Below are 19,213 nucleotides of genomic sequence, written 5' to 3'. Positions count from 1 at the left end.
CCTCAAACGTTGATCCCGAACCCTCACGCCGACGAAGTTCCCCACTCCGCTGGCACCTCATCCAAGGCTTCACATGACTTTTGTCGGTCCCCCAGCCGAGTCCGTCTTTTTTCTAATTGCTTTGCCTGGGTTGAATCCTAAAAACGACGGAATTCAATCGGAATCCATATAAGACATTGAAATACATTTGATCAATACAGTTAAGCTAGTCTATGAAGGAATGAACAGACTGAGACAGTCGTTGACAACAGTGTTGACTGGTTTGTTGATAGGCGTTGGGGCACAGGCCCAGGCGCAGATGTCCCAGTTACAGGTGGCCCAGGTCCAGGACATCCCCTCCCTGCCGCCTCTCCAAGCTGCCCGCACCACCGGGGACTCCATCTTTCCGGCGCTGGGGCAGTTGGGGCTGGATGTGCTGAATTACGACCTGACCCTCACGGTGGCCCGGCCCGGCACCTCCGAACTTCGGGGCGAGGTCACGCTGACGCTGACCGCCACGCAACCGCTGGCCCAGATTCAGCTGGATTTTTTTGGCCCCACCGTATCGGCAGTGCGCTGGAATGGCCGCCCGGTGGTGTTCCGCAGCGACATCGCTGCACAGAAGTTGCTGGTAGTCCCACCTGCGCCGCTGCTGCCGGGAGTGGAGGCCACCCTCACAGTCAGCTATGCGGGCGCTCCCGGCATCGTTCGCGACCCCGATTTCAGTTATCCGTTGGAGTTGGGCTGGCAAAGTGTACCCGGTGATGAGGCCAGCGCCGGGGCGACCAGAGCTGGGGCCAACTTTACTCTCAGCGAACCGAACGGCACCCACACCTTTTTGCCCAGCAACGACCATCCCTCTGACAAGGCCACTTTTACCACGCGAATCACGGTTCCAGCAGGTTTCACGGGAGCGGCCAGTGGTGTTCAGGTAAGCCAGACGGAACTGGAAGGCGGGTTTCAGACCTTCGTTTTTAGGCAGGCCCAGCCGATTCCCACCTATGCCCTGGCCATCCATGTCAATCAGTTTGAGCGCGTGGAGTCGCCTGCCGTGCCTGTGGGTGTGGGCGGCTCACCCGTGCAGCGCCGCGATTATTTTCCGGTGGGCACGGCGCAACCGACCCGCGAGGCCTACGCCCGCACCGCCGAGATGCTGCGCGTGCTGTCGGGTTGGTTTGGGCCGTACCCCTTTGAGGCCTACGGGGTGGCGGTGGTCACGCCTCAGCTTCCAGCGCTGGAAACGGCCACGCTGTCCACCATGCCGGTCACTTCCAGCCGCGAACCAGTGGCCTTGCACGAGCTGGCGCACCAGTGGTTCGGTAATGCCATCACTCCTGCCGATTGGTCGGATGTCTGGCTCAACGAGGGGTTTGCGACCTACGCCGAGCTGCTGTGGGCCGAGGCTCAGGGTCAGGACGGACAGGCCATCGCGGCCCGCTGGATGGACACGCTGAACCGGCGCGGTACCCGTCCGCTGGTGGCCCGCACCCCCGAACAGCTCTTTGATACGAGCGCGTATCAGCGTGGCGCACTGGCCCTGCACGCTCTGCGCGTGGCCGTAGGAGACGACAGATTTCGGGCTTTTTTGCAGGCCTACACGGCCCGTTACAGCGGTGGCACAGTCAGAACGGCTGACCTTCTGGCGCTGGCGCAAACCCAGGTCGGGCCAGAGGGGGAGGCCGCCCTCAAGCTCTGGATCGAGTCACCGGCCCTCCCTGCGCTCCCCATCCTTCCCTGACCGAGCGTTCTCATACTTTTTGTTGTGCTGAAGGGCAGTTTCCACTTTGGATGAGAGCTGCCGCTGAGCTTCTCTTTATAAAACGTGGGGTATTTCACAGTAGGCGCGTTCCAGTGTAGGCTGCCTCCATGTGGCCTTTTGGAAAGAGCACCGCCGACCGAGTGAAAGACGCCCTCAACGCCCAACCCCGTCTGGAAGGCCTGGGCCTTCAGGTCACGGAGAGCCGCGGCAACGTAACCATCAGCGGCATGGTGCCCAATGACCGCTATGAAGGGCTGGTGCGCATCGTGGCTGAGGGCATCAACGGCGTCAAGAGCGTAGATGTCAGTGGTCTGGTGGCCGAGGAAACGACCCCCGTGCCAGCAAGTGCCCCTGCTCAGGCAGCCCCCGCTACACCGTCGCCCAGCATTTCTGCCCCCAACATCGGCACACCAGCGCCCGCCGCACCCAAAAAAGCGGCCAGCCCCAGCCTGGAAGCCGAGATCAAGGAAGCCGAGGACAACAGCAAGATTGCCAAGGCCGTTCACAGCGCCATCAAGAACAACGGCGAACTGAAAGATGATCCCATCGACGTGCTTCAGAGTGGCAAGAGCATCATCTTGCGCGGCGTCGTGGACAACGACCACGAGCAGCGCCTTGCCGAGCAGTTGGCCCGCGCTGTGCCCGGTGTGGCCTCGGTGGACGTGAGCGGCCTGAAAGTCGCCGCCGGAGCCAAGGAACTGACCAAGGAGAAGGACACCGACACCGGAGACACCGTGTACACCGTGAAGGCCGGCGACACCCTGGGTGAAATTGCCCAGAAGTACTACGGGAACGCCGCCGAATACAAAAAGATTGCCCACTACAACAACATCAGCAACCCTGACCTGATCAAGGTGGGCCAGAAACTCCGCATTCCCAGCTGAGGAAGCCTGATCTCAGCGCCGCTTCCGAGTTGGGAGGCGGCGCTGTTTTGTCTTGACCGGGCTTGACTCAGGTCATGGCACAGGGGCCGTAAGCGCGGCAAGCTAGGGCGCATGATTCATGTCATCACCGGTCCCTGCGTGGGCGTCAAAGACAGTGCCTGCACCGAAGTTTGCCCTGTGGAATGTATTTACGATGCCGGAGATCAGTTCGTCATTCATCCCGAAGAGTGCATTGGCTGCGGCGCGTGCGTGCCTGCCTGTCCCGTCAGCGCCATTTTTGATGAACAGGACGTGCCTGCCGATCAGTACGACTTTATTGCCCGTAACCGCGCCCATTTTTCGCTCTGATGCCGTGAGGTCCTCTGTTCTGAGGGTCCATCTTCAGTCTGTGGGCGTGCCAGCATGACAGCATGGATATTCCGGCCCTCCTGCGCCTGACCCCGCTGTTTGCAGAAGCGTCGGCACAGGCCCTTGCGCCGTTGGCGGCCCTGGCCCGCCTACAGAACAGCGCAGCGGGAACGGTACTGGCACGGCAAGGAGAAGCTGCCGAGACGCTTTTTGTGGTGGAATCGGGCACGGTTCACGCGTCGAGCCTCGCGCCCGGTGGCCGGGAACTGACTCTGTTTGTGGCCGGAGCGCGGCAGGTGGCGGGCGGCAGCGAAGTGTTTTTGGATGGTGGCTCAGCCGACCCTGGACGGTATGCGGCCACTCTGACGGCCCTCACGCCTGCGCGGGTGCTGAGCCTGCCTGCTTCTCAGGTGCGGCAGACGGTCTTCGCTTCCCCCGAACTTTCGCGCGCACTGGTGGCGCACCTGGCACGCCGGGAGGCCGAATTGACGGCGCGAATGCAGCGGCTGGTGCTGACTGAACTTGGCGCACGCCTGGCCGCTTACCTGCTGGAACATGCCCAATCCGGCGGTTTTCTGCTGCCCACCAACAGTACCCTCGCCGCCGAGCTGGGCAGCGTGCCCGAAGTGGTCAGCCGCAAACTGGGCGAGTTTTACCGCCTGGGCCTGATCGCCCTGGAGCGCCGAACCGTGCGCGTGACGGATGTGGTGCGGCTCCGGCAGATCGTGGGGTAAGCCTGGGAAAGGCGTCTCAGGAAGGGCCTCAGCCTCTTAAACCCTGTCTGCCCCGCTCCTTCCCTCTTTCGGCGGACGCCCCGCACACCCACACCCCTTAACCTGCGTGCATGATGAGGGCCATGACCGCCCAGCCGCCCCTTCCACCCTCCTCTCACGCCCGGCGCGGCGTGTGGCACAGGCTGTTTGCCGACGTGATCGACCCTTACGCTTTCCGGGTGGCGCTGTACGTGTTGTTGGCGCTCCCGGCGGGCGGTCTGGTCGTGGGGCTGCTGACGGTGGGCGTGGTGGGCGGCGTCCTGACCCTGGCGCTGGTGGTCGGCGCGGCCTTGCTGCTGGGCGCACTCTGGCTGGTAGGCGGACTGGCCGATGTACAGCGCGTACTGGCTGGGTTGTTGGGCGTATCGTTCGTCCGGGCGGGGCCGCTTCCGGCCTATACGGGTGTGTGGCCCTGGGTGCGGGCCACCCTGTCCGACCCGGCCACCTACCGGGCGCTGCTGTTTCATGTGGTGCAGTTTCCTCTGGCGGCGCTGTGCTGGCTGGTGCTGGGAACGCTGCTGGCGCTGACGCTGGGGGCACTGGCCTCGCCGTTGTGGTGGCTCCATCCGCCGCTGTTTCCGCTGGTCTGGCGGGATTCGACCGTCATGCCGGGGTTGCCGGTGGTGGCCGGACTGCTGCTGTTGGGCTGCGGCAGCCTGCTGGTGCTGGGCGGCGTGCTGAACCTGATGGGCCGGATGTGGACGCGCCTGACCCTGGCCCTGCTGGGCGGCGACATGGGCTATGAGGCGGCGCGGCGAGAGGTGATGGCCCTGCGCCGGGCTGCGGGCCGGGTGGCGCTGGGCGACGATCTGGAGGCGACGTTGGCCGACCTCGCTGTGCAGGCCCGCCTGGCAAGTACCGCGCAGGCCGTGGCGCTCCTGTCGCCGGATGGCAGCCCCAGGGCGTCGAGCGGTACGTTTCCCGCCGAGTGGTCGTTGTCTGTTCAGCCCGCGCCTGTACCGCAGGGAGAGGCCGACGTGCGCTTTGCGGCGGGCGGGGCCACGTTGGTCTCTTTTTCGGTCACGCTGCCGCCCTCGGCAGAGGTGCTGGACGGCGGCACGTTGCGGGCGGTGTACGCTCCCGGCACGCGCCCCGGCCCCGATGAACTGGCCTTTTTACTCAGCATTGCTGACCATGCCGGAACCGCCCTGCACGCCGCCCAATTGATCGAGCGTGCAGGCACACGGGCCGGAGAACAGGAACGCGCCCGCCTGGCCCGCGAACTGCACGACAGCGTGGCACAGGCTCTGTACGGCATCACGCTGGGAGCCAAAACCGCCCGCGCCACCCTGGACCGGGATACCGAAAAAGCCCGCGCCAGCCTGGATTACACGATTCGGCTGGCCGAGGGCGGCGTGTCGGAAATGAAGGCCCTGCTGTTCAGCCTGCGCCCGGACGCCCTGGAAGAAGGCGGGCTGGTGGCAGCCCTGACCGGACATGCCCAGGCGATGGAAGCCCGTCACGGCCTGACGGTGTTTGCCGACCTGCCCGCCGAACCCCATCTCACGCCCGATGCCCAGGCTGCGGCCTACCGCGTGGCGCAGGAAGCCCTGCATAACGTGGTCAAGCACGCCCGCGCTTCTCAGGTGTGGCTGAGTGTGACGCAGGCGGACGGGTGGGTCACCCTGAGCGTGCGCGACAATGGGCGTGGTTTCGATCCCGATCTACAGGGCCGGGGCACGCTGGGCCAGCGCAGTATGCGCGAGCGGGCGGCGGGTGCGGGCGGCACGCTGGAAGTGCGGAGCGTGAGGGCCACCGTCTCGGGAACACAGTCGGAAACCGCGCCGGGAGCAGATTCAGGAACCACGGTCACGCTGCGTCTGCCTGCTGCCCCGTCTGAACCTCAACCCCCCGCCGTATCGACCGGGGCACAGCCATGACCCGCACTCCTTCCGGGCCTCCTCCGGCCACCTCCCGTTCCGTCAATCAGACTGGACAGCCGATTCCTCCGGTGCTGGCACGAATGGCGCTGGGGCTGGGGCTGGCTGCCCTGGGCGGAACGTTGGCCTGGAATACGGTCACGGTGCGCCCCACTCCGGGCCTGCGCGGCAGCCTCACGCCCATCAATCTCTCGCAGGATGGGCTGGCAGCGGCGGCCGTGCGGCTGGAAGGCGACCGAACCGACCTGAGGCTGGATTCGCTGGCCCCCGGCAGCGCCGATCTGTTGGGCGGCACAGCCACGCACCGCACCCGTAATCCGGTCAGCGTCACCACCTCCCGCACGGGCGGCACCCTGGGGGCCACGGGTCTGAAGGGGGCCACCATGACCGCCGCCGTGATCCTGAACGTACAGCCGCTTCAGCGCGGCGTGGCCGTGAATGGGGGGCCAGAGCCGCTGCAACACCGCCTGGATCTGCGTCTGAACCGGGGCCTGCCGATTACCCTCACCACCCGCACGGTCACGGGCGATCAGACCCTGGATCTCAGCGCCCTCAGACTGCGTGCCCTGACCACCCGGACAACCTTTGGCAAGCTGAATATCATCATTCCAGCACGCCAGAGCGGGCCGCTGTCCATCGTGAGCGATACCGGAGCCGTGACCGTGCTGGCCCCCACCGGAGCCGCTCCAGAAGCCCTGCGCGTGAATGCCGACGGCGGCAATCTGGCCCTGAATCTGGGCGCGGCGCGGGTGCAGACGCTGAGCGTGGGTGCGTCGGGCGGCAACGTGCGCCTGACCTTGCCGGGGTCGGGCCGCAGCAGCGTGAATGTGGGCCGGGGCAATGTGACTGTCAGTGTGTGCCCCGGCACACGCGGCAGCCTCGATATTCGCGCCGGGGTGGGCCGGGTCCTCTTGCGGGTGCCGCAGGCCCTCAGCCTGCGCGTGCGCTTTACCGACCGTGATCCACTGGTGTTGCCGCTGCCTGTTGCGGCAGATGTACCGGAAAATGCACAGGCAGATGCACAGACGCGGGCAGGGGAGACGGTGCCAGAAGGGGCCGCCCCACCAGAAGCGGCCTCGCAGGCTCCGCCACCCTTCATTCCCCCGGCGCTGGACGTGTTCGTGGACGCGCCTGCCACCGCCTTTACTCTGGCCTACACCGACGCCGCGGCGACCGACGATTTCGCAGTTCCCTCACTCCCAGCCAGTTCAGCCAGCCCTCCCGCAGCCAACCCCACTCCAGACAGCACGTCCGACCCCCGGAGGAATCCATGACGCGACCCCCAGCATCCGACAATCAGACCCCTGACGCCCCCATTTCCAGCCGCACGGTGCGCGTCCTGCTGGTCGACGATCATGCAGTGGTGCGCCAGGGCCTGCGCCTGTTTCTGGGCCTTGATCCCCTGATAGACGTGGTGGGCGAGGCGGCCAACGGCGAAGAAGCCCTCCTTGAAGCGGCCCGCCTTCGCCCCGACGTGGTGGTCATGGACCTGATGATGCCCGTGATGGACGGCATTACCGCCATTCGCCTCCTGCGCCGTCAATTGCCCGACACCGAAGTGATTGCCCTGACCAGCACGCTGGAAGAACATAAGGTCAACGGCGCGATCGATGCCGGGGCGATGGGCTACATGCTCAAGGACGCCTCCAGCGATACGCTGGCCGAGGCCATTCATGCCGCTGCACGCGGAGAAGTTCGGCTGCACCCCGAAGCAGCCCGCCGTCTGGTGCGCGATTTCCGCTCGCCCGAGATGCGCGAGAACCTGACGCCCAAAGAAGTGATCGTGCTGCAACTGATTGCCCACGGCCATTCCAACCGCGATATTGCTCAGGATCAGGGCGTGGCTGAAGCCACCGTCAAAACCCATGTCAGTCGCCTGCTGGGCAAATTGGGACTAGAAAGCCGCACTCAGGCCGCCCTCTACGCGCTGCGGCACGGGCTGGCAACCCTGGATGAAGGGTGAATCTGCGTCCCCTTCCGCCGTTTGCCCTGCCTGTGCTGATGCTGGGTGTGCCACTGCTGGGGAGTTTGGTCAGTGTGGCGCGGGGATACTGTTACAGCAGGGGAATAGTCACCTTTTTGTCTTCTTTGCGATGCTGTTTCTTCTCCCGACAGCCTTCATGGTTGGGCTCTGTGTTTGGTTGGCCCAGCGCTACAAAGGCGCGGCGTGGGGCGCAGGCTTGGGCGTGACGATGGTGGCTACCTCGGTGAACTTTTATCTGCTGATGCCTGACCATCTTCAGGCTGATATTGAGAACAGTGTTGGTCTGCATTGACCTCGCATTCTCTGACATTGATGAGCGCGGAGGACAGATTTGATGCGAACCTACCCCGTTATCAATAGCAGTGTGCCTATGCGTCCCTATGTTCTTCTGGGATGGTTCTTTCCCCTCTTGCTCGCTGCTTTGTTGGGCGGCGTTGTGGGTGGGTTACTGTGGCGGGAGCCAAAGCAAGAAGTCCCACGCTTCCGCTTAGATCTTGGCTGTGGCCGATAGTGCTTCCGCTGCTGGCGCTAGATCTAAGAAAGATAGTTAAGTACAGCGCATTTAGTATGTAGAGTTAAGCATGACCCGCCTTGCTCGCCTGAGGCTAGTTGAAGCGACGCTTATCTATATTCAAGTGCAATGTGCTTACCTTACTACCAATCAAAGCCCCAATTGGGCAGTTAAGCAATGGTTATACTTCAGAGACGAGAGACGTGAATGAGGCAAGAGGAGTAATTGTGGTTGATATCAAAGACCTGTTAAAGGTGATTAGACCATGAATGGTATAATAGTGATCTTCGCTAGTAAATTGCTTGAAGATGTTATAAGAGTCATGGAAAATTATGAGGATTATTCTGAATCTGGCAGATTTTTAACCGAAAGGAGGTATTTGATTTTTGGGGATGGAAAAGAAAGTAACGGTTATGCTTATCTGCCAAAAACATACGCTCTTGATAAGCCATATTTGGCTGATGAATACTGGCAATCAGAAGATTTCGGACTAGATGATTATATATGGATGGAAATCGAGTACAGAGGAAAGCCATCGCTTGAAGTTTTTTCAGGAGTTTTTAAAGTAAATGAAATACCTGGATTGTTTGTTACAGACTCTATGAGAGTAGTTGATCTTTGGGATATAGATGCACTTTGGAATCAACTACTAATAGAGGGAGATGTTTATGAGCAGTGAATCAGTTTAGTGTGTTTATCGCTAAACACAAATAAATCTACTCAATAGATAATGATTGATATTCCTTGTCTTGAGCGGGAAGAAAAGCCCTAAACGGGTTCTTAGGTTTTGCCGGAATTAGAGCTGATGACATTCCATATACATCGTTTGCGACCATTTTATTTATGCTCCTTTTCAGTTTGGATGTGTTGTCAGGGTTGTCTTGTTGCCCATGATCTTGCTGCGCGTGCGGGCCAACAGAACCCTTCAAACTCAACCGCACCTCAGCGCCTGGTGGGGCGTTTGCGCAGGCTTGGTTTCTGACGTCTTGGTGTTCCCTCTCTGGAGTGCTACGGATTTTGGCCTGCTCTTCGTGCTCGGTCTCGTTTTGCCCTTTGTCGGCTACGGCTTGGGCCTGATCTGGGGCCAACGCCAGAGCAAAACTTTTGCTACGGAATCCGTGCGAACCGCTAAGGTCTGTACCCTCAAATGGTTGGCCCGTCAGACTCGCGTCACCACGTCCGCTCAGGCTGATCTCATGTCGCGCCGCCCCGTGAAACTGCTTGCTGTCTGGGTGCTGGTGTCCCTGTCCCTGACCTTTCTGCTTTCGCTGGCGCTTCCTTTTCCTGCCTCCCTGTGTATGACCCTGACCGCGTATGACCCTGACCGCCTCTGCGCTGGGCTACGGCCTGTTGCTGCTGGCGCGAACCGGGCGCGACCTGACCTGAGCAGGACATTTCTCCGCAGCAAAAAGTGTCTGATCACCCTATGTCATTCAAGTCAGGGTCATTTTCCTCTGCCGCCCCGCGCTTGGCTTCTGCTACGGCTTCCCTGATTACCGGAAGTTTGTGCGGCGTGCACCTGTACTGGGCTGCCGGGGGACGTGCCGGGCTGAGTGCCGCCCTACCTCAAACCAAAGCGGGCCAGCCAGCCTTCATGCCGTCCAGTGCGCTGACGCTGCTGGTGGCCGCAGGTCTGGGCGCGATGAGCGGCGCGGCCCTACTGGCAAGGTCAAGCAATGGAACACAGTTGCGCTGGCCTCTGCGCTTCATTGCCGCTGTGTTTTTGCTGCGGGCAGTGGGTGATGGCCGCAGCGTGGGCCTGACACGCCAGCCGTCAGATATGCAGTTTGCCCGCTTGGATGCCCGGTTCTATACGCCGCTGTGTATGGTGCTGGCCGCACTCTACGCGGTGTTGGGTCTGCACCGATTCAGGAAGGATGATTGACGCTCAGTAGCGGAAGTTCTCAAGTAGGCGCACCCAAAACAAAAAATCCGCCCTGCTCGGACGGTGATAAGATAAATATAGCGCGGTATGCAGGGCATGTCAACCTAATCGAACCCAAGCGAATTTCGCTGTGCTGGACGGTCTTGAGCGGTGATCAGAGAGAAGCCGAATGTATAAAGCGATCACGCCAGAGACAGCCGGGCTGCGGAAAGCATGTTTCGCCTCCGCAGCCCGGCTGGTCTAGCTTCAGCCCAGATCGTCCAGCACGCCCGCCAACTCTTTTTTGACACAGGTAAACATGGGCGTGTCGGTGAGGGTGTACAGGCTGGCTTGCGTGTAGCGCAGGCGGTGCACCAGATCCACGAATTCCTGCGGGTAATCGGAATCGAAACTCACCACGAATTCCTGATCGTCGATGCCGTAGCTGTAACTGGTGTTGATCCGCACCCCCTTAAACGGCACCGAGGCGTGAATATGCTCGTCCATCATTCCCTGACGGCTGTGCGGCGTCAGGTCGTACCATGCCCGCGTTTTGACGAACGGATAGATAAACAGGTATTGCCCCTGCCCAGGAAGGACTTCCAGCCCGTGCCCGCTGCCCTCCACGCGGTTCACGTACTGGCTGCGCTTGTTCATGCTCACAAAATTGTAGGGCTGGGTTAGGTAGCCCATCAGCCGGGTGCGGTTCAGGCGGCCCTGCGCTTCCTGAAACTCGCGCACGTCAAAGGCAATGCGCCACAGCATAAAATCCACGTCCGAGCGCACACCCACCAGCGAATACGGGCGCTGAATCAGTCCTTTGGGAGCGGGGGCGTCCTCGACCCAGCCCTGTGCGGCGGCCAGAAACTCGGCCTTCAATTCCTCGCGTTCGGCGTGTGGCAGGCGGCGAAAAGCCGGATCGAGCTTGAAAAAGGCGTAGTTCAGGAATTGGCGGTTGGCCCGGTCAGGCTCGCGCCCGGTCACTTGCCCGCTGGGATCGAGGTCCACCATCATTTTGGGACGGCCCCCGCCCGCTGCTGCGCCACTGGGACGGCCTGTGGGCGTGGGCGGCGTGTCCTGAGTCTGTGCTGGGGTCTGGTTGGGTTGCTCGCTGCTCATATCCTTGTCTCCACTCATCGCACGACCTCTCCGATCAGGTTGGTGTTCAGGCCAAAATTGGCGGCGTACAGGGTCTGAATGCCCGCGTATTCGGCATCGGTCAGTGGCGCGGCAGCTGGGGCGGCGTATTCTTCCAGCCCTTTTTCATCGTAAATATTGGGAATCACCGACGCCATCGCCGGGGAACGCAGCGCGAATTGCAGGGCCAGTTGCCCAATCGTGCGCCCGTTCAGGAATTCGGCCTGCAACTGCTCCACCTTCTTCAGTCCGTCTTCCATCCACGCCTTGCGCTTCTCGTTGGTGGTCATGCGCCAGTTGCGGTGGTCGCCGGGTTCAAAGGTGGTGTCCAGCGTCATATAGCCTTCCAGCAGCCCCGATGCGTGCGGTACGCGGGCCATCACGCCCACGCCCTCGGCCTCGGCCACGGGCAAAATCTGTTCGCCCAGCATCTGTTCCAGCAGGTTGTAAATAATCTGGGTGGGGGCGCGGCGATCCCGCACGCTGGCAATGCCTTCTTCAATCTGACGTTCGTTGAGGGCTGGCCCCAGCGCCGTGCCGTAGGCCCGAATCAGGCCCTCGGATTTCAGGGCTTCCAGTTCGGCAAACAGGTCGTCGCTCTGTGCGGAACCGGGAGCAATGGCGTCCAGGCGCGGGTTGTGTAGTTGGTAATAATCAATGCGGTCTGTGCCCAGGCGGGTCAGGCTGCCCTCCAGCGCCTTGCGCAAATAGGCGGGCGTCCAGTCGTGCGGGCGCTCCTGCTGGCCGGGGCGTTCGGGGTTGTTGTAGATGTCGTAGCCGAATTTGGTGCCGATGATCAGTTGATCGCGTACATCTCCCAGCGCCTTACGCTGCAATTCCTCGGCGCGGCCCGAGGCGTAGGTATCCGCATTATCAAAAAAAGTGATGCCCAATTCAAAGGCGCGGCGCAGCAGACGCACGGCGACGGCCTCGTCTTTCACGCCCCACCACGTCGTTCCTACCGTCCACACGCCAAAGCCCACGGCGCTGAGGGTCAGGTCGGTGCCCAAAAGCTTCCTATATTCCATGTCTGCACTATTCCACTGTGCCGCCGGGACAATGCACCCCGACCGACAGGTCAGGCGGCGGTATGCAGCAGCGTTGCTGGAATTCCCGGATAAAGGTTGTCCAGCACGGTAGAAATTTTGCCACTGTGCATGATTTGACTCAGCCTGCATAACGCGCTATATTTTTCCCTATCAAGCAAGTGTGACCGAGCAAGATCACTACCGTCCAAAAAAGGACGGATTTTTTATGCCCCGAAGTTGTGGTGAGAGATTCGGTGAGCAGAGGCCCGACTATGCGGTGCTGAACTTTCAGGTGAGTTGAAAACGGCCTCCAGCGCAGCAAAATTCTGACCCGTGTGCATGATTTGACATGCTCTGCATATCACGCTATATTAACCTTATCACCGTCCGAGCAGGGCGGATTTTTTGTTTTAGAGGCTCGGCTGTCCGTCATGTTTTTCTCCCACCACCTTGGTTGGCACCGGGAAAACAAGCTGAAAGTCCGGAATCGCCAGCGTCAGCAGGGGCCGAAGCTGCGTGAGGGACGGGTGGAATCCGGCTGCATCCAGCACCGTCAGGCGGGCGGGTTGCGCTTTTCCTGTGGCACCGACCGGGGTCAGGAGCCAGCCTGCGTTCGGTGCGGCGTCCAGTACAGGTTGGGCCAACGTGCGGAACCCGGCGGGTATGGGGGCCGTGGAGACGGGCAGGGTCGGCCCATGCGTGCTGAAGGCCAGATGTGCCAGCAGATTGCCTTCTGGTGCATAGACCCGGACTTGCTGGCCCCCTTCGCCCTCCTGCCACTCGAACCGGGCCAACCCCTTGGGAATGCCCCAATTGCGGCGGCCCCAACGCACGCTGGCCTCACTGCTGACCACGATCTGCTGCACCTGTGGGCGCGGGCCAGCGGGCGACGGATGAGTCGCGCTGGCCCACAGCAGTTCGTCGTATGGCCCCACTGGAGAATCCCTGTAGCGCACCAGCATCAGCGCCCCCCAGGTGGCTCCAGCAGTTTGAGGGCGGTAGAGGGCGATCAGGCCGCGTCCGTACAGCGTCCAGGGAGGCGGGGCAAATGCAGTGGGCACCCACTCAGGGTACCGTAGAGCCATGCTCAAACACGTTTCGTTCCTCACCCGCGACCTGCCCGCCACCCTCGCCTTTTACGGACAGCTGGGCGGCGTCGTCGAAAAAAATCTGACCACCGAAGAGGGCTACCACCGGGCTGTGGTGCGCCTGGGCGGGGGCCTGTTGCAGTTTTTTCAGATAGAGGGCGAGTCTCCTGCTGGGAATGCTGATGGCGCTCAAAAGCACTGGGCCGAACATATTGCCCTGTACGTGCCCGACCTGCGCGGCCTGCTTCCCGTGCTGCGGGCCTCGGGCGTGGTGGTCACGCGGGATCTGCAACCCAGTCCCAGCGGGCGTGACATGGCCTTCGTTCAGGACCCCGACGGGCGGCAGGTCGAACTGTTGCAGGCCGACGCCTGAGCCAGGAGGCGCCCCTTATGGCCCTTCGGTATAGGTGCGGCTGCCGTAGTAATACTTCTCCAGCAGCAGTTTGCCCAGCGCCACCGCAGGCACGGCCAGCAGCGCACCCACGAATCCCAGCAGCGCCACGCCCACCAGAATCGCCACCAGCACAGTAATCGGGTGCAGGTCGGTGGTTTTGCTGAGGATGTACGGACTGAGAAAATTACTTTCGATCTGGTTGGCCGCCACGAAGACCACGATCACCAGTACCATCTTGATCCATCCGCCGGGCATCGCCAGCAGCAGTGCGGGCGTGGCCCCGATAATCGGCCCCAGATACGGCACGATATTGAATGCGCCCGCCAGAAAGCCGATGGCGGCGGCACTGGGAATCCCCAGCAGACTCAGGCCCAGCCACACGAACACGCCGATAAATAGGGCGATCAGGAGTTGGCCGCGCACGTAGCCGCCGACCGCTGTGCCGATCAGCCCCGACAATTCCAGCACACGCGGCTGCCAGGGGCGCGGAAAGATGCGGAGCAGGGTCACGTTCACGCGCCCGTAATCCAGCATCAGGTACACGCTGAGCAGCAAAATCAGCAGCACCTGCCCGATCACGCCGCCGATAGACAGCAGGCCAGCAAAGACCGTGCTGGAAGAACTCAGGGCATTTTGCAGGATGGGGAGGAGGTTGTTCTCCAGACTTTGCAGGTAGGTCTGTGCCGCCTCGGTCAGGCGTTCACGGGCATTGTCCAGGCCCGGTACGCCCAGACCCGTGAGCCAACCGGTCAGCCGATCCATTCCGGCACTGAGTTGTTCCACCTGTCCTGGCAGATCCCTGAACAGTTGAATAAATTGGGCAGAGATGGTGACGATCAGTGCCCCAGCCATGGCAAAGATGCCCGCGAACATCAGCAGCACGAACAGCACGCCCAGCCCGCGCTTGACCCGCCCACGCTGCAACCAGTTGAGCAGCGGATTGGCAAGGTAGGCGATCAGGAAGGCCACCAGAAAATCCACCAACACACTGGTGATCTGCCCCAGCAAACGGTAGGCCAGGTAGGCGACCAGCCCGAAAACCAGCAGCCTCAGCCACGGATTTCGCCAGGCATGCTGAAATGCGTTGTCTTGAACTTCTCTGGTGGGAATAGGTGACGTCACAGTACACCTACTCTAAGACCACCTGCCGACTTTTGAAGCGTACTCTGGCCGGGCCGGGCCGGAGGGTAGACACCCTTCAGACCCCGTGCTAAGATTCCTTCCGCTGGCAGGAGCAACGCCCCGCCCGCCCAAAGTTGTCAGGGATACGCAGACCCCCGGCGCTGTAGCCAAGTGGTAAGGCAGAGGTCTGCAAAACCTCCACCACCGGTTCAAGTCCGGTCAGCGCCTCCAAGTTTCACCCATCGGTTTAGATCCGTAGCTCAGGGGTAGAGCACTACATTGACACTGTAGGGGTCAGCAGTTCAAATCTGCTCGGGTCTACCAACCAAAACGCCTTCCTGGAGGGCGTTTTTTCTTTTGTATCTCCTGCCGGATTTTCCGGTTTTCCTCCCTTACGGCAACTGATACAGCAACGGGCAGAACGGTGAAATACACCAAGCGAGCTGTCGCTGGACTCAAACCCAGAAGTCGGATGAGGAGGCCCTACGCTTCAGTGAGAGGCACCCATCCGAAGCTGAGGGCGCTGCTGTGCCCAAAGATAAAAAATGAATGACTGTGAGGAAAAAGGCCGCCAGTTGCCGTCCGAACTGTGCCGCGCTGCTGAAGCCTGTTATGGCCTGACCGACGATCCGAGACAGGTCATCTCCAGCGGCAAACGGTTGGCCTGCCCAAACGGGTGACATTTTTGTAGGTTTACAGAAAGCCCCATCCAACCATACTGACCCCCGCCCTGTGTGGGAGCCTCTCCCGCCTCAGTCGTCCTCAGCGGTGGCAGACGCCGCATGGGCCGTTTTGGCTCAGCCTGGTAGAGCGTCAGTCTCCAAGACTGGGTAACGGATCGGGTTCAAATCCCTCATGGCCTGCCAACATCCCTGTGTTCCCAGGTGCCAGGGCGATTCTTTAAGCGATAACCGGGTTGAATTGAACAAGCAAGAAAATTGTGATGTTTTCTATATAGGATGTGAAATATGCCTCTCGCAGAAGTTCTACTGATGTTGGTTGTGCTTCCTCAGGTTCTCCTGTCCGTCCTCTTTGGTCTGGGATTGATCTATCTGCTCTGGCGTGGGCCACGGTCGCTTCAGCACCCCGCCTCGCCTCCAGGTTGAGTCATAGACCGCCCTGTTCCTTTCAACAATTTTGCCCCATACATTCGGCTGCTGGGCGGTTTGCTTTTGGGCCGTAGGAGACCCAAGCCTGACAGGTCACTTCTCCCTCCCCTGATCTCCTACTCCGGCTCATGCACCCGCGTGACCCGACTGCCACCGTTTCGGTTCTCTCTATTGAGTAGGCCCAACCCATACACACAGCAGAACCTGGGTCATTTTGCTCTGGATCATCGGCTACAGTGAAGCTGTGATTCACCTGACTTGGCGTGTAGGCACCGGGAACTTGGACTTTCTTAGATGACCCGTCCACTGAACATCTTGCTGATTGACGACAGTATGACGGATCGTTACCTGGCTGAGGAAGCGTTCGAGTCGCTGGATCAGCCCTGTACGTTGATCACCGCTGAGAGCGGTCAGGCCGCCCTGGCTCTCTTAGACACGCCCGACGCGCCATTGCCGGACGTCATTCTGTTGGACATCAATATGCCGGAAATGAACGGCTTTGACGTCTTGGCCGCCCTGAAGCAGCATCCACAATCGCAGATGATTCCGGTGGTGATGCTCACGACTTCGGTCAGCGAAGAGGACATCACCCGCGCCTATACCCTCCATGCCAGCGCCTACCTGCTCAAATCCATGCACTTCCAGGCCTTTCTGGAACAGATCGAGAAATTTATTGCCTTCTGGACGCGGGCTCGCCTGCCCACTCGGCCATAGATGATCTGTCAATGAAGTAGGAGCGCCCTGTACTCCAGTAAGCTGGACCGCATGTTGATGTTTTTGCGGCGTGGGCAGCCGTGATCTCTGTTCCAGTGCGCCGGGTTTTGATTATTGAGGACTGTGTAGAAGACGCACTGTTGTTAGGACTGGCCTTTGAAGACCACGCGCCGGAGGTGCACGTTGAAGCCGTGTCCGACGCGGAAAGTGGCTTGATTTGCTGTCAGTCGTCGGAACCGCCGCAACTGGTGGTGTTGGATCTGCACCTGCCCAGACAGACCGGGATGGAGATCTTGAGTGAGCTGCGGGTGCAGGTGCCCCTTCCCCTGCGGGTGGTGTGCTGGAGCAGCCACGCTCACCCGGCGGAAGTGCAGGCGGTGCTGGAGCACGGCGCGGTGGCCTACCTCGAAAAACCCCGGGAGATTACGGGGTTTGGGCGACTGGTTCATACCCTGCTGACGCTCTAAGCCTCCCGGCATCAAGGTGCTCAGACGGATTGCTTCAGATGAGGACCGATTGATCCCTTGAGTTTGCCCTTAAGCCTCCTCTACTCCTTCATCAGCACCACGCCTTTACCCTCCAACCCATGCACCTGCGTGATCTCACCCCAGTCCAGCTGGCTGATCTTCTGGACGACGCCTACCGCGAAGACCGGGGTGTAGGAAACGCTGGCCCCGATCCGGTGACCCGCCTGGAGCTGGCTGATTACTTGGGCTGTCATCCCGAAGTGCAGGCTCAAGTCTGGGAGACTTGGCAGGAGTTGCTGACTCTGGAAGATGAGGTGGAAGAAGAGGATGCGGCCTTCTGGCTGGACGTGGAATTCGTAAGGCCGTGCCCGAGAGAGTAGGAAGGTAGGGACTGATCTGCGAACAGAGGTAAAGGAAAAGACGGCCCGGAGGCCGCCTTGATTTCTTTAACATAGCGCGGTATGCAGGCCCCGTCAAGCTATGCAGGCGGGTGGTCGTGGCTTCTTAGGAATAATCGCAGTTCGATGGAGCATGAACGGTCTGGCATGTCCAGCGTGTGAGGGCGTCTATATCGTCAAAAACGGTCATGCCCATATCGGCAAACAGCGGGACCTGTGCCGCGCCTGCCGACATCGGTTCACCCTGAATCACACCCGAACTCCCATTTCGCCCGAAACCGTGATCCTCGTTGATCGGCTCCTCTCCGAACGTCTCTCTCACTGCGGCATTTGCCGGGTAGTTGGGTTCAGTTGGAGTTGGTTCTGCCGCCATCTCCAGACCCTCATCAAAGACTGTGCTACATACCATTGAGCCTGAATCTCCCGCAGCAGAAAAAACGTGAGCAGTCCAAGATCAGCCCTGACAACGCATCATTACGTTGAAGCCACAACAACATATGCATAGACCAAGACTGAAGCTACTGGGTGAAAGAACCCAACTCAGTGGCAGGTTGAATCGCAGATCAACAGCTTGCCCAGCGTTCACTTTAAAACCGTCACTGACATGTTGAAAGCAACCTGGGGATGATGTACTGCCCTATGCAGGAAGGTTTACAACCCATCTTCATGAATCCAGTTGATGGGCTCTCAAATAAGCAGTCTGTGAGGAAACCGCATCCATATTCCCCTCAATTCGTTCGGGAACTCTCTAAGCGAAGAGATACAAAGAACCCCATCCTGTAATCCGGGCACCTCGGATGGGGGGAGCGAGTGGTGCGACCGGCTTTTCGATCAGACATGGAAAATCTGCCGCAGGGCTTACGGCCTTGCAGGGTAAGCAGACCATGCTTAATGACGGGGATCACAGAAACCCCGAGGGAGTTCTAAAGGCGTAACCTCAAGATCACTGGCTCAGTTCACTGTTCCCGAAATCAACATCACTCCGATTATTGCGCCGAGGGCACCCCAGCTACAGGTGGCGACCAGCGCTCTGATTCAACCCAGCCGGGTAGAGGCGCGAATGATCACGGGCTATTCGGTGGTCAACCTGACCTTCGCCGTGATCGGTGAGGTTCTGGCGGACGTGACCATCGAGTCGAGCGATCCGCGCCTGATTATCCGCGCCGACAGCAGTGGCAAGTTGCGTCTCAGCCCCAACCTGTTGCAGAGCGTTTCTGCTCTTGCGCGGGAACCCCATCAGGGCATCATCCGGGTACGGAACAGTCTTGGACAGGTGATCGCCGAGGCTCCCTATGAGGTCGCTGCGGCCAAGTGCCTCAACCAGAACACCTCGCTGGGCTACGTACCGGGCAGCAATCAGGCCAGCCTGAGCTACAGCGTGAGCAGCGTGCCGCAGTCCATCTTTGATCTATGCCTCAGTGCGCCAGTGGGCCTGGGCCTTAATCTGGCAACTGGAGAGACGAGTGGAGGAGTAGGCATCAATATCAGTTGGTAAGAAAAGAAGTGCCGCCGAAAGGAAGAAGGCGTCGTTATGCGGAAGGGCTGAGTAATGGGAAGCACCAAGCACAGCGTTGTTGCTCCAGCCACTTAATCCCAAACAGCGGGATCAATGTCCATGCCTACGACAACGTAATTTCTTCGATACTCGCTTCGCTTGATTAATCTTTAGGTTGACTTTGACCTACTTGGATACGATCTCGTCCCCGGCCATCCTGCCTTTTCCTGTGACCATTCCCACCCTTTGGCGGGGCACGGTGCGCCAGCATTCGGCCAT

21 protein-coding genes, 2 tRNA genes and 1 riboswitch are annotated in these 19,213 nt (G+C 60.4%); of the genes, 19 read left to right on the top strand and 4 right to left on the bottom strand.

Annotated features, from left to right (window positions below; genetic code table 11):
* The first annotated feature begins 298 nt into the window (after positions 1-298).
* The 10 genes from F561_RS0102430 (at position 299) to F561_RS0102385 (ending at position 10,003) form a co-directional block, all read left to right on the top strand.
* A complete protein-coding gene (locus F561_RS0102430; RefSeq protein ID WP_019008347.1) occupies positions 299-1,717 on the top strand; it encodes a M1 family metallopeptidase in 1,419 nt (472 codons plus the stop codon).
* 128 nt (positions 1,718-1,845) lie between these two features.
* The gene (locus F561_RS0102425) at positions 1,846-2,622 is read left to right on the top strand and encodes a BON domain-containing protein (RefSeq protein WP_019008346.1); all 777 of its coding nucleotides are present in this window, start codon (positions 1,846-1,848) and stop codon (positions 2,620-2,622) included.
* Between the two features lie 111 nt (positions 2,623-2,733).
* Positions 2,734-2,970, top strand: a complete 237-nt coding sequence (locus tag F561_RS0102420) for a ferredoxin family protein (RefSeq protein WP_019008345.1) — start codon at positions 2,734-2,736, stop codon at positions 2,968-2,970.
* Positions 2,971-3,032: 62 nt separating this feature from the next.
* The gene (locus F561_RS0102415) at positions 3,033-3,704 is read left to right on the top strand and encodes a Crp/Fnr family transcriptional regulator (RefSeq protein WP_019008344.1); all 672 of its coding nucleotides are present in this window, start codon (positions 3,033-3,035) and stop codon (positions 3,702-3,704) included.
* A 110-nt stretch (positions 3,705-3,814) separates the two neighbouring features.
* Positions 3,815-5,623 carry a sensor histidine kinase gene (locus F561_RS0102410; protein WP_040379513.1) on the top strand — a complete coding sequence of 603 codons (1,809 nt, stop codon included), beginning with the start codon at positions 3,815-3,817 and terminating at the stop codon, positions 5,621-5,623.
* A complete protein-coding gene (locus tag F561_RS24575) occupies positions 5,620-6,897 on the top strand; it encodes a DUF4097 family beta strand repeat-containing protein (protein WP_211214789.1) in 1,278 nt (425 codons plus the stop codon). The genes F561_RS0102410 and F561_RS24575 overlap by 4 nt, the downstream gene beginning before the upstream one ends.
* On the top strand, positions 6,894-7,586 hold the full coding sequence (locus tag F561_RS0102400) for a response regulator (RefSeq protein WP_019008341.1): 693 nt from the start codon (positions 6,894-6,896) through the stop codon (positions 7,584-7,586). The genes F561_RS24575 and F561_RS0102400 overlap by 4 nt, the downstream gene beginning before the upstream one ends.
* Positions 7,587-7,716: 130 nt before the next feature.
* Positions 7,717-7,899 (top strand): hypothetical protein, encoded by a 183-nt coding sequence (locus F561_RS28565; protein WP_157451483.1) that lies wholly within the window; start codon positions 7,717-7,719, stop codon positions 7,897-7,899.
* Positions 7,900-8,383: 484 nt separating this feature from the next.
* Positions 8,384-8,797 carry a hypothetical protein gene (locus F561_RS28560; RefSeq protein WP_157451482.1) on the top strand — a complete coding sequence of 138 codons (414 nt, stop codon included), beginning with the start codon at positions 8,384-8,386 and terminating at the stop codon, positions 8,795-8,797.
* Positions 8,798-9,544: 747 nt separating this feature from the next.
* Positions 9,545-10,003 (top strand): DUF3995 domain-containing protein, encoded by a 459-nt coding sequence (locus tag F561_RS0102385; RefSeq protein WP_051096798.1) that lies wholly within the window; start codon positions 9,545-9,547, stop codon positions 10,001-10,003.
* Between the two features lie 246 nt (positions 10,004-10,249).
* Here the strand turns inward: F561_RS0102385 and F561_RS0102380 are convergent, their stop codons facing one another.
* From F561_RS0102380 to F561_RS24570, 3 genes are all read right to left on the bottom strand, one after another.
* Positions 10,250-10,996, bottom strand: a complete 747-nt coding sequence (locus F561_RS0102380; RefSeq protein WP_026298544.1) for a chlorite dismutase family protein — start codon at positions 10,994-10,996, stop codon at positions 10,250-10,252.
* A 119-nt stretch (positions 10,997-11,115) separates the two neighbouring features.
* Positions 11,116-12,147: an aldo/keto reductase gene (locus F561_RS0102375; protein ID WP_026298543.1), complete on the bottom strand. Its 1,032-nt coding sequence runs from the start codon at positions 12,145-12,147 to the stop codon at positions 11,116-11,118.
* A gap of 410 nt (positions 12,148-12,557) precedes the next feature.
* Positions 12,558-13,208 carry a hypothetical protein gene (locus F561_RS24570; RefSeq protein ID WP_245556408.1) on the bottom strand — a complete coding sequence of 217 codons (651 nt, stop codon included), beginning with the start codon at positions 13,206-13,208 and terminating at the stop codon, positions 12,558-12,560.
* A 22-nt stretch (positions 13,209-13,230) separates the two neighbouring features.
* Here F561_RS24570 and F561_RS0102360 point away from each other — a divergent pair, with 22 nt between their 5' ends.
* Complete coding sequence (locus tag F561_RS0102360; protein ID WP_019008334.1) at positions 13,231-13,608, top strand: VOC family protein; 378 nt, start codon at positions 13,231-13,233, stop codon at positions 13,606-13,608.
* A gap of 15 nt (positions 13,609-13,623) precedes the next feature.
* On the opposite strand, the gene F561_RS0102355 is transcribed toward F561_RS0102360, so the two are convergent.
* Positions 13,624-14,751, bottom strand: a complete 1,128-nt coding sequence (locus F561_RS0102355; RefSeq protein ID WP_019008333.1) for an AI-2E family transporter — start codon at positions 14,749-14,751, stop codon at positions 13,624-13,626.
* Between the two features lie 157 nt (positions 14,752-14,908).
* Here F561_RS0102355 and F561_RS0102350 point away from each other — a divergent pair.
* The 8 genes from F561_RS0102350 (at position 14,909) to F561_RS24560 (ending at position 18,934) form a co-directional block, all read left to right on the top strand.
* A tRNA-Cys gene (locus F561_RS0102350) sits at positions 14,909-14,982 on the top strand.
* 18 nt (positions 14,983-15,000) lie between these two features.
* Positions 15,001-15,075 (top strand) — tRNA-Val (locus F561_RS0102345).
* Between the two features lie 221 nt (positions 15,076-15,296).
* Positions 15,297-15,431 carry a hypothetical protein gene (locus tag F561_RS30270; protein WP_281166567.1) on the top strand — a complete coding sequence of 45 codons (135 nt, stop codon included), beginning with the start codon at positions 15,297-15,299 and terminating at the stop codon, positions 15,429-15,431.
* A gap of 723 nt (positions 15,432-16,154) precedes the next feature.
* Positions 16,155-16,574 (top strand): response regulator, encoded by a 420-nt coding sequence (locus tag F561_RS0102340; RefSeq protein ID WP_019008332.1) that lies wholly within the window; start codon positions 16,155-16,157, stop codon positions 16,572-16,574.
* Between the two features lie 80 nt (positions 16,575-16,654).
* Positions 16,655-17,041, top strand: coding sequence for a response regulator (locus F561_RS24565; protein ID WP_019008331.1), 387 nt, complete (start codon positions 16,655-16,657; stop codon positions 17,039-17,041).
* Positions 17,042-17,160: 119 nt separating this feature from the next.
* Positions 17,161-17,421, top strand: coding sequence for a hypothetical protein (locus F561_RS0102330; RefSeq protein WP_019008330.1), 261 nt, complete (start codon positions 17,161-17,163; stop codon positions 17,419-17,421).
* Positions 17,422-17,521: 100 nt separating this feature from the next.
* The gene (locus F561_RS30460) at positions 17,522-17,851 is read left to right on the top strand and encodes an IS1/IS1595 family N-terminal zinc-binding domain-containing protein (protein ID WP_425386910.1); all 330 of its coding nucleotides are present in this window, start codon (positions 17,522-17,524) and stop codon (positions 17,849-17,851) included.
* A gap of 337 nt (positions 17,852-18,188) precedes the next feature.
* Positions 18,189-18,273, top strand: a riboswitch (cyclic di-GMP riboswitch).
* A 181-nt stretch (positions 18,274-18,454) separates the two neighbouring features.
* The gene (locus F561_RS24560; RefSeq protein ID WP_157451480.1) at positions 18,455-18,934 is read left to right on the top strand and encodes a hypothetical protein; all 480 of its coding nucleotides are present in this window, start codon (positions 18,455-18,457) and stop codon (positions 18,932-18,934) included.
* Positions 18,935-19,213 lie beyond the last annotated feature (279 nt).

Origin of the sequence: Deinococcus aquatilis DSM 23025, assembly GCF_000378445.1 — a bacterium.
Classification (GTDB): domain Bacteria; phylum Deinococcota; class Deinococci; order Deinococcales; family Deinococcaceae; genus Deinococcus; species Deinococcus aquatilis.
This window is presented reverse-complemented; position numbering and strand designations above follow the sequence as displayed.

Bases quoted from the DNA above. Each gene is read 5' to 3' on its own strand.
- F561_RS0102430 (WP_019008347.1), top strand. From the start codon at position 299: ATGTCCCAGTTACAGGTGGCCCAGGTCCAGGACATCCCCTCCCTGCCG.
- F561_RS0102425 (WP_019008346.1), top strand. From the start codon at position 1,846: ATGTGGCCTTTTGGAAAGAGCACCGCCGACCGAGTGAAAGACGCCCTC.
- F561_RS0102420 (WP_019008345.1), top strand. From the start codon at position 2,734: ATGATTCATGTCATCACCGGTCCCTGCGTGGGCGTCAAAGACAGTGCC.
- F561_RS0102415 (WP_019008344.1), top strand. From the start codon at position 3,033: ATGGATATTCCGGCCCTCCTGCGCCTGACCCCGCTGTTTGCAGAAGCG.
- F561_RS0102410 (WP_040379513.1), top strand. From the start codon at position 3,815: ATGATGAGGGCCATGACCGCCCAGCCGCCCCTTCCACCCTCCTCTCAC.
- F561_RS24575 (WP_211214789.1), top strand. From the start codon at position 5,620: ATGACCCGCACTCCTTCCGGGCCTCCTCCGGCCACCTCCCGTTCCGTC.
- F561_RS0102400 (WP_019008341.1), top strand. From the start codon at position 6,894: ATGACGCGACCCCCAGCATCCGACAATCAGACCCCTGACGCCCCCATT.
- F561_RS28565 (WP_157451483.1), top strand. From the start codon at position 7,717: ATGCTGTTTCTTCTCCCGACAGCCTTCATGGTTGGGCTCTGTGTTTGG.
- F561_RS28560 (WP_157451482.1), top strand. From the start codon at position 8,384: ATGAATGGTATAATAGTGATCTTCGCTAGTAAATTGCTTGAAGATGTT.
- F561_RS0102385 (WP_051096798.1), top strand. From the start codon at position 9,545: ATGTCATTCAAGTCAGGGTCATTTTCCTCTGCCGCCCCGCGCTTGGCT.
- F561_RS0102380 (WP_026298544.1), bottom strand. From the start codon at position 10,996: ATGATGGTGGACCTCGATCCCAGCGGGCAAGTGACCGGGCGCGAGCCT.
- F561_RS0102375 (WP_026298543.1), bottom strand. From the start codon at position 12,147: ATGGAATATAGGAAGCTTTTGGGCACCGACCTGACCCTCAGCGCCGTG.
- F561_RS0102360 (WP_019008334.1), top strand. From the start codon at position 13,231: ATGCTCAAACACGTTTCGTTCCTCACCCGCGACCTGCCCGCCACCCTC.
- F561_RS30270 (WP_281166567.1), top strand. From the start codon at position 15,297: ATGAATGACTGTGAGGAAAAAGGCCGCCAGTTGCCGTCCGAACTGTGC.
- F561_RS0102340 (WP_019008332.1), top strand. From the start codon at position 16,155: ATGACCCGTCCACTGAACATCTTGCTGATTGACGACAGTATGACGGAT.
- F561_RS0102330 (WP_019008330.1), top strand. From the start codon at position 17,161: ATGCACCTGCGTGATCTCACCCCAGTCCAGCTGGCTGATCTTCTGGAC.
- F561_RS30460 (WP_425386910.1), top strand. From the start codon at position 17,522: ATGCAGGCGGGTGGTCGTGGCTTCTTAGGAATAATCGCAGTTCGATGG.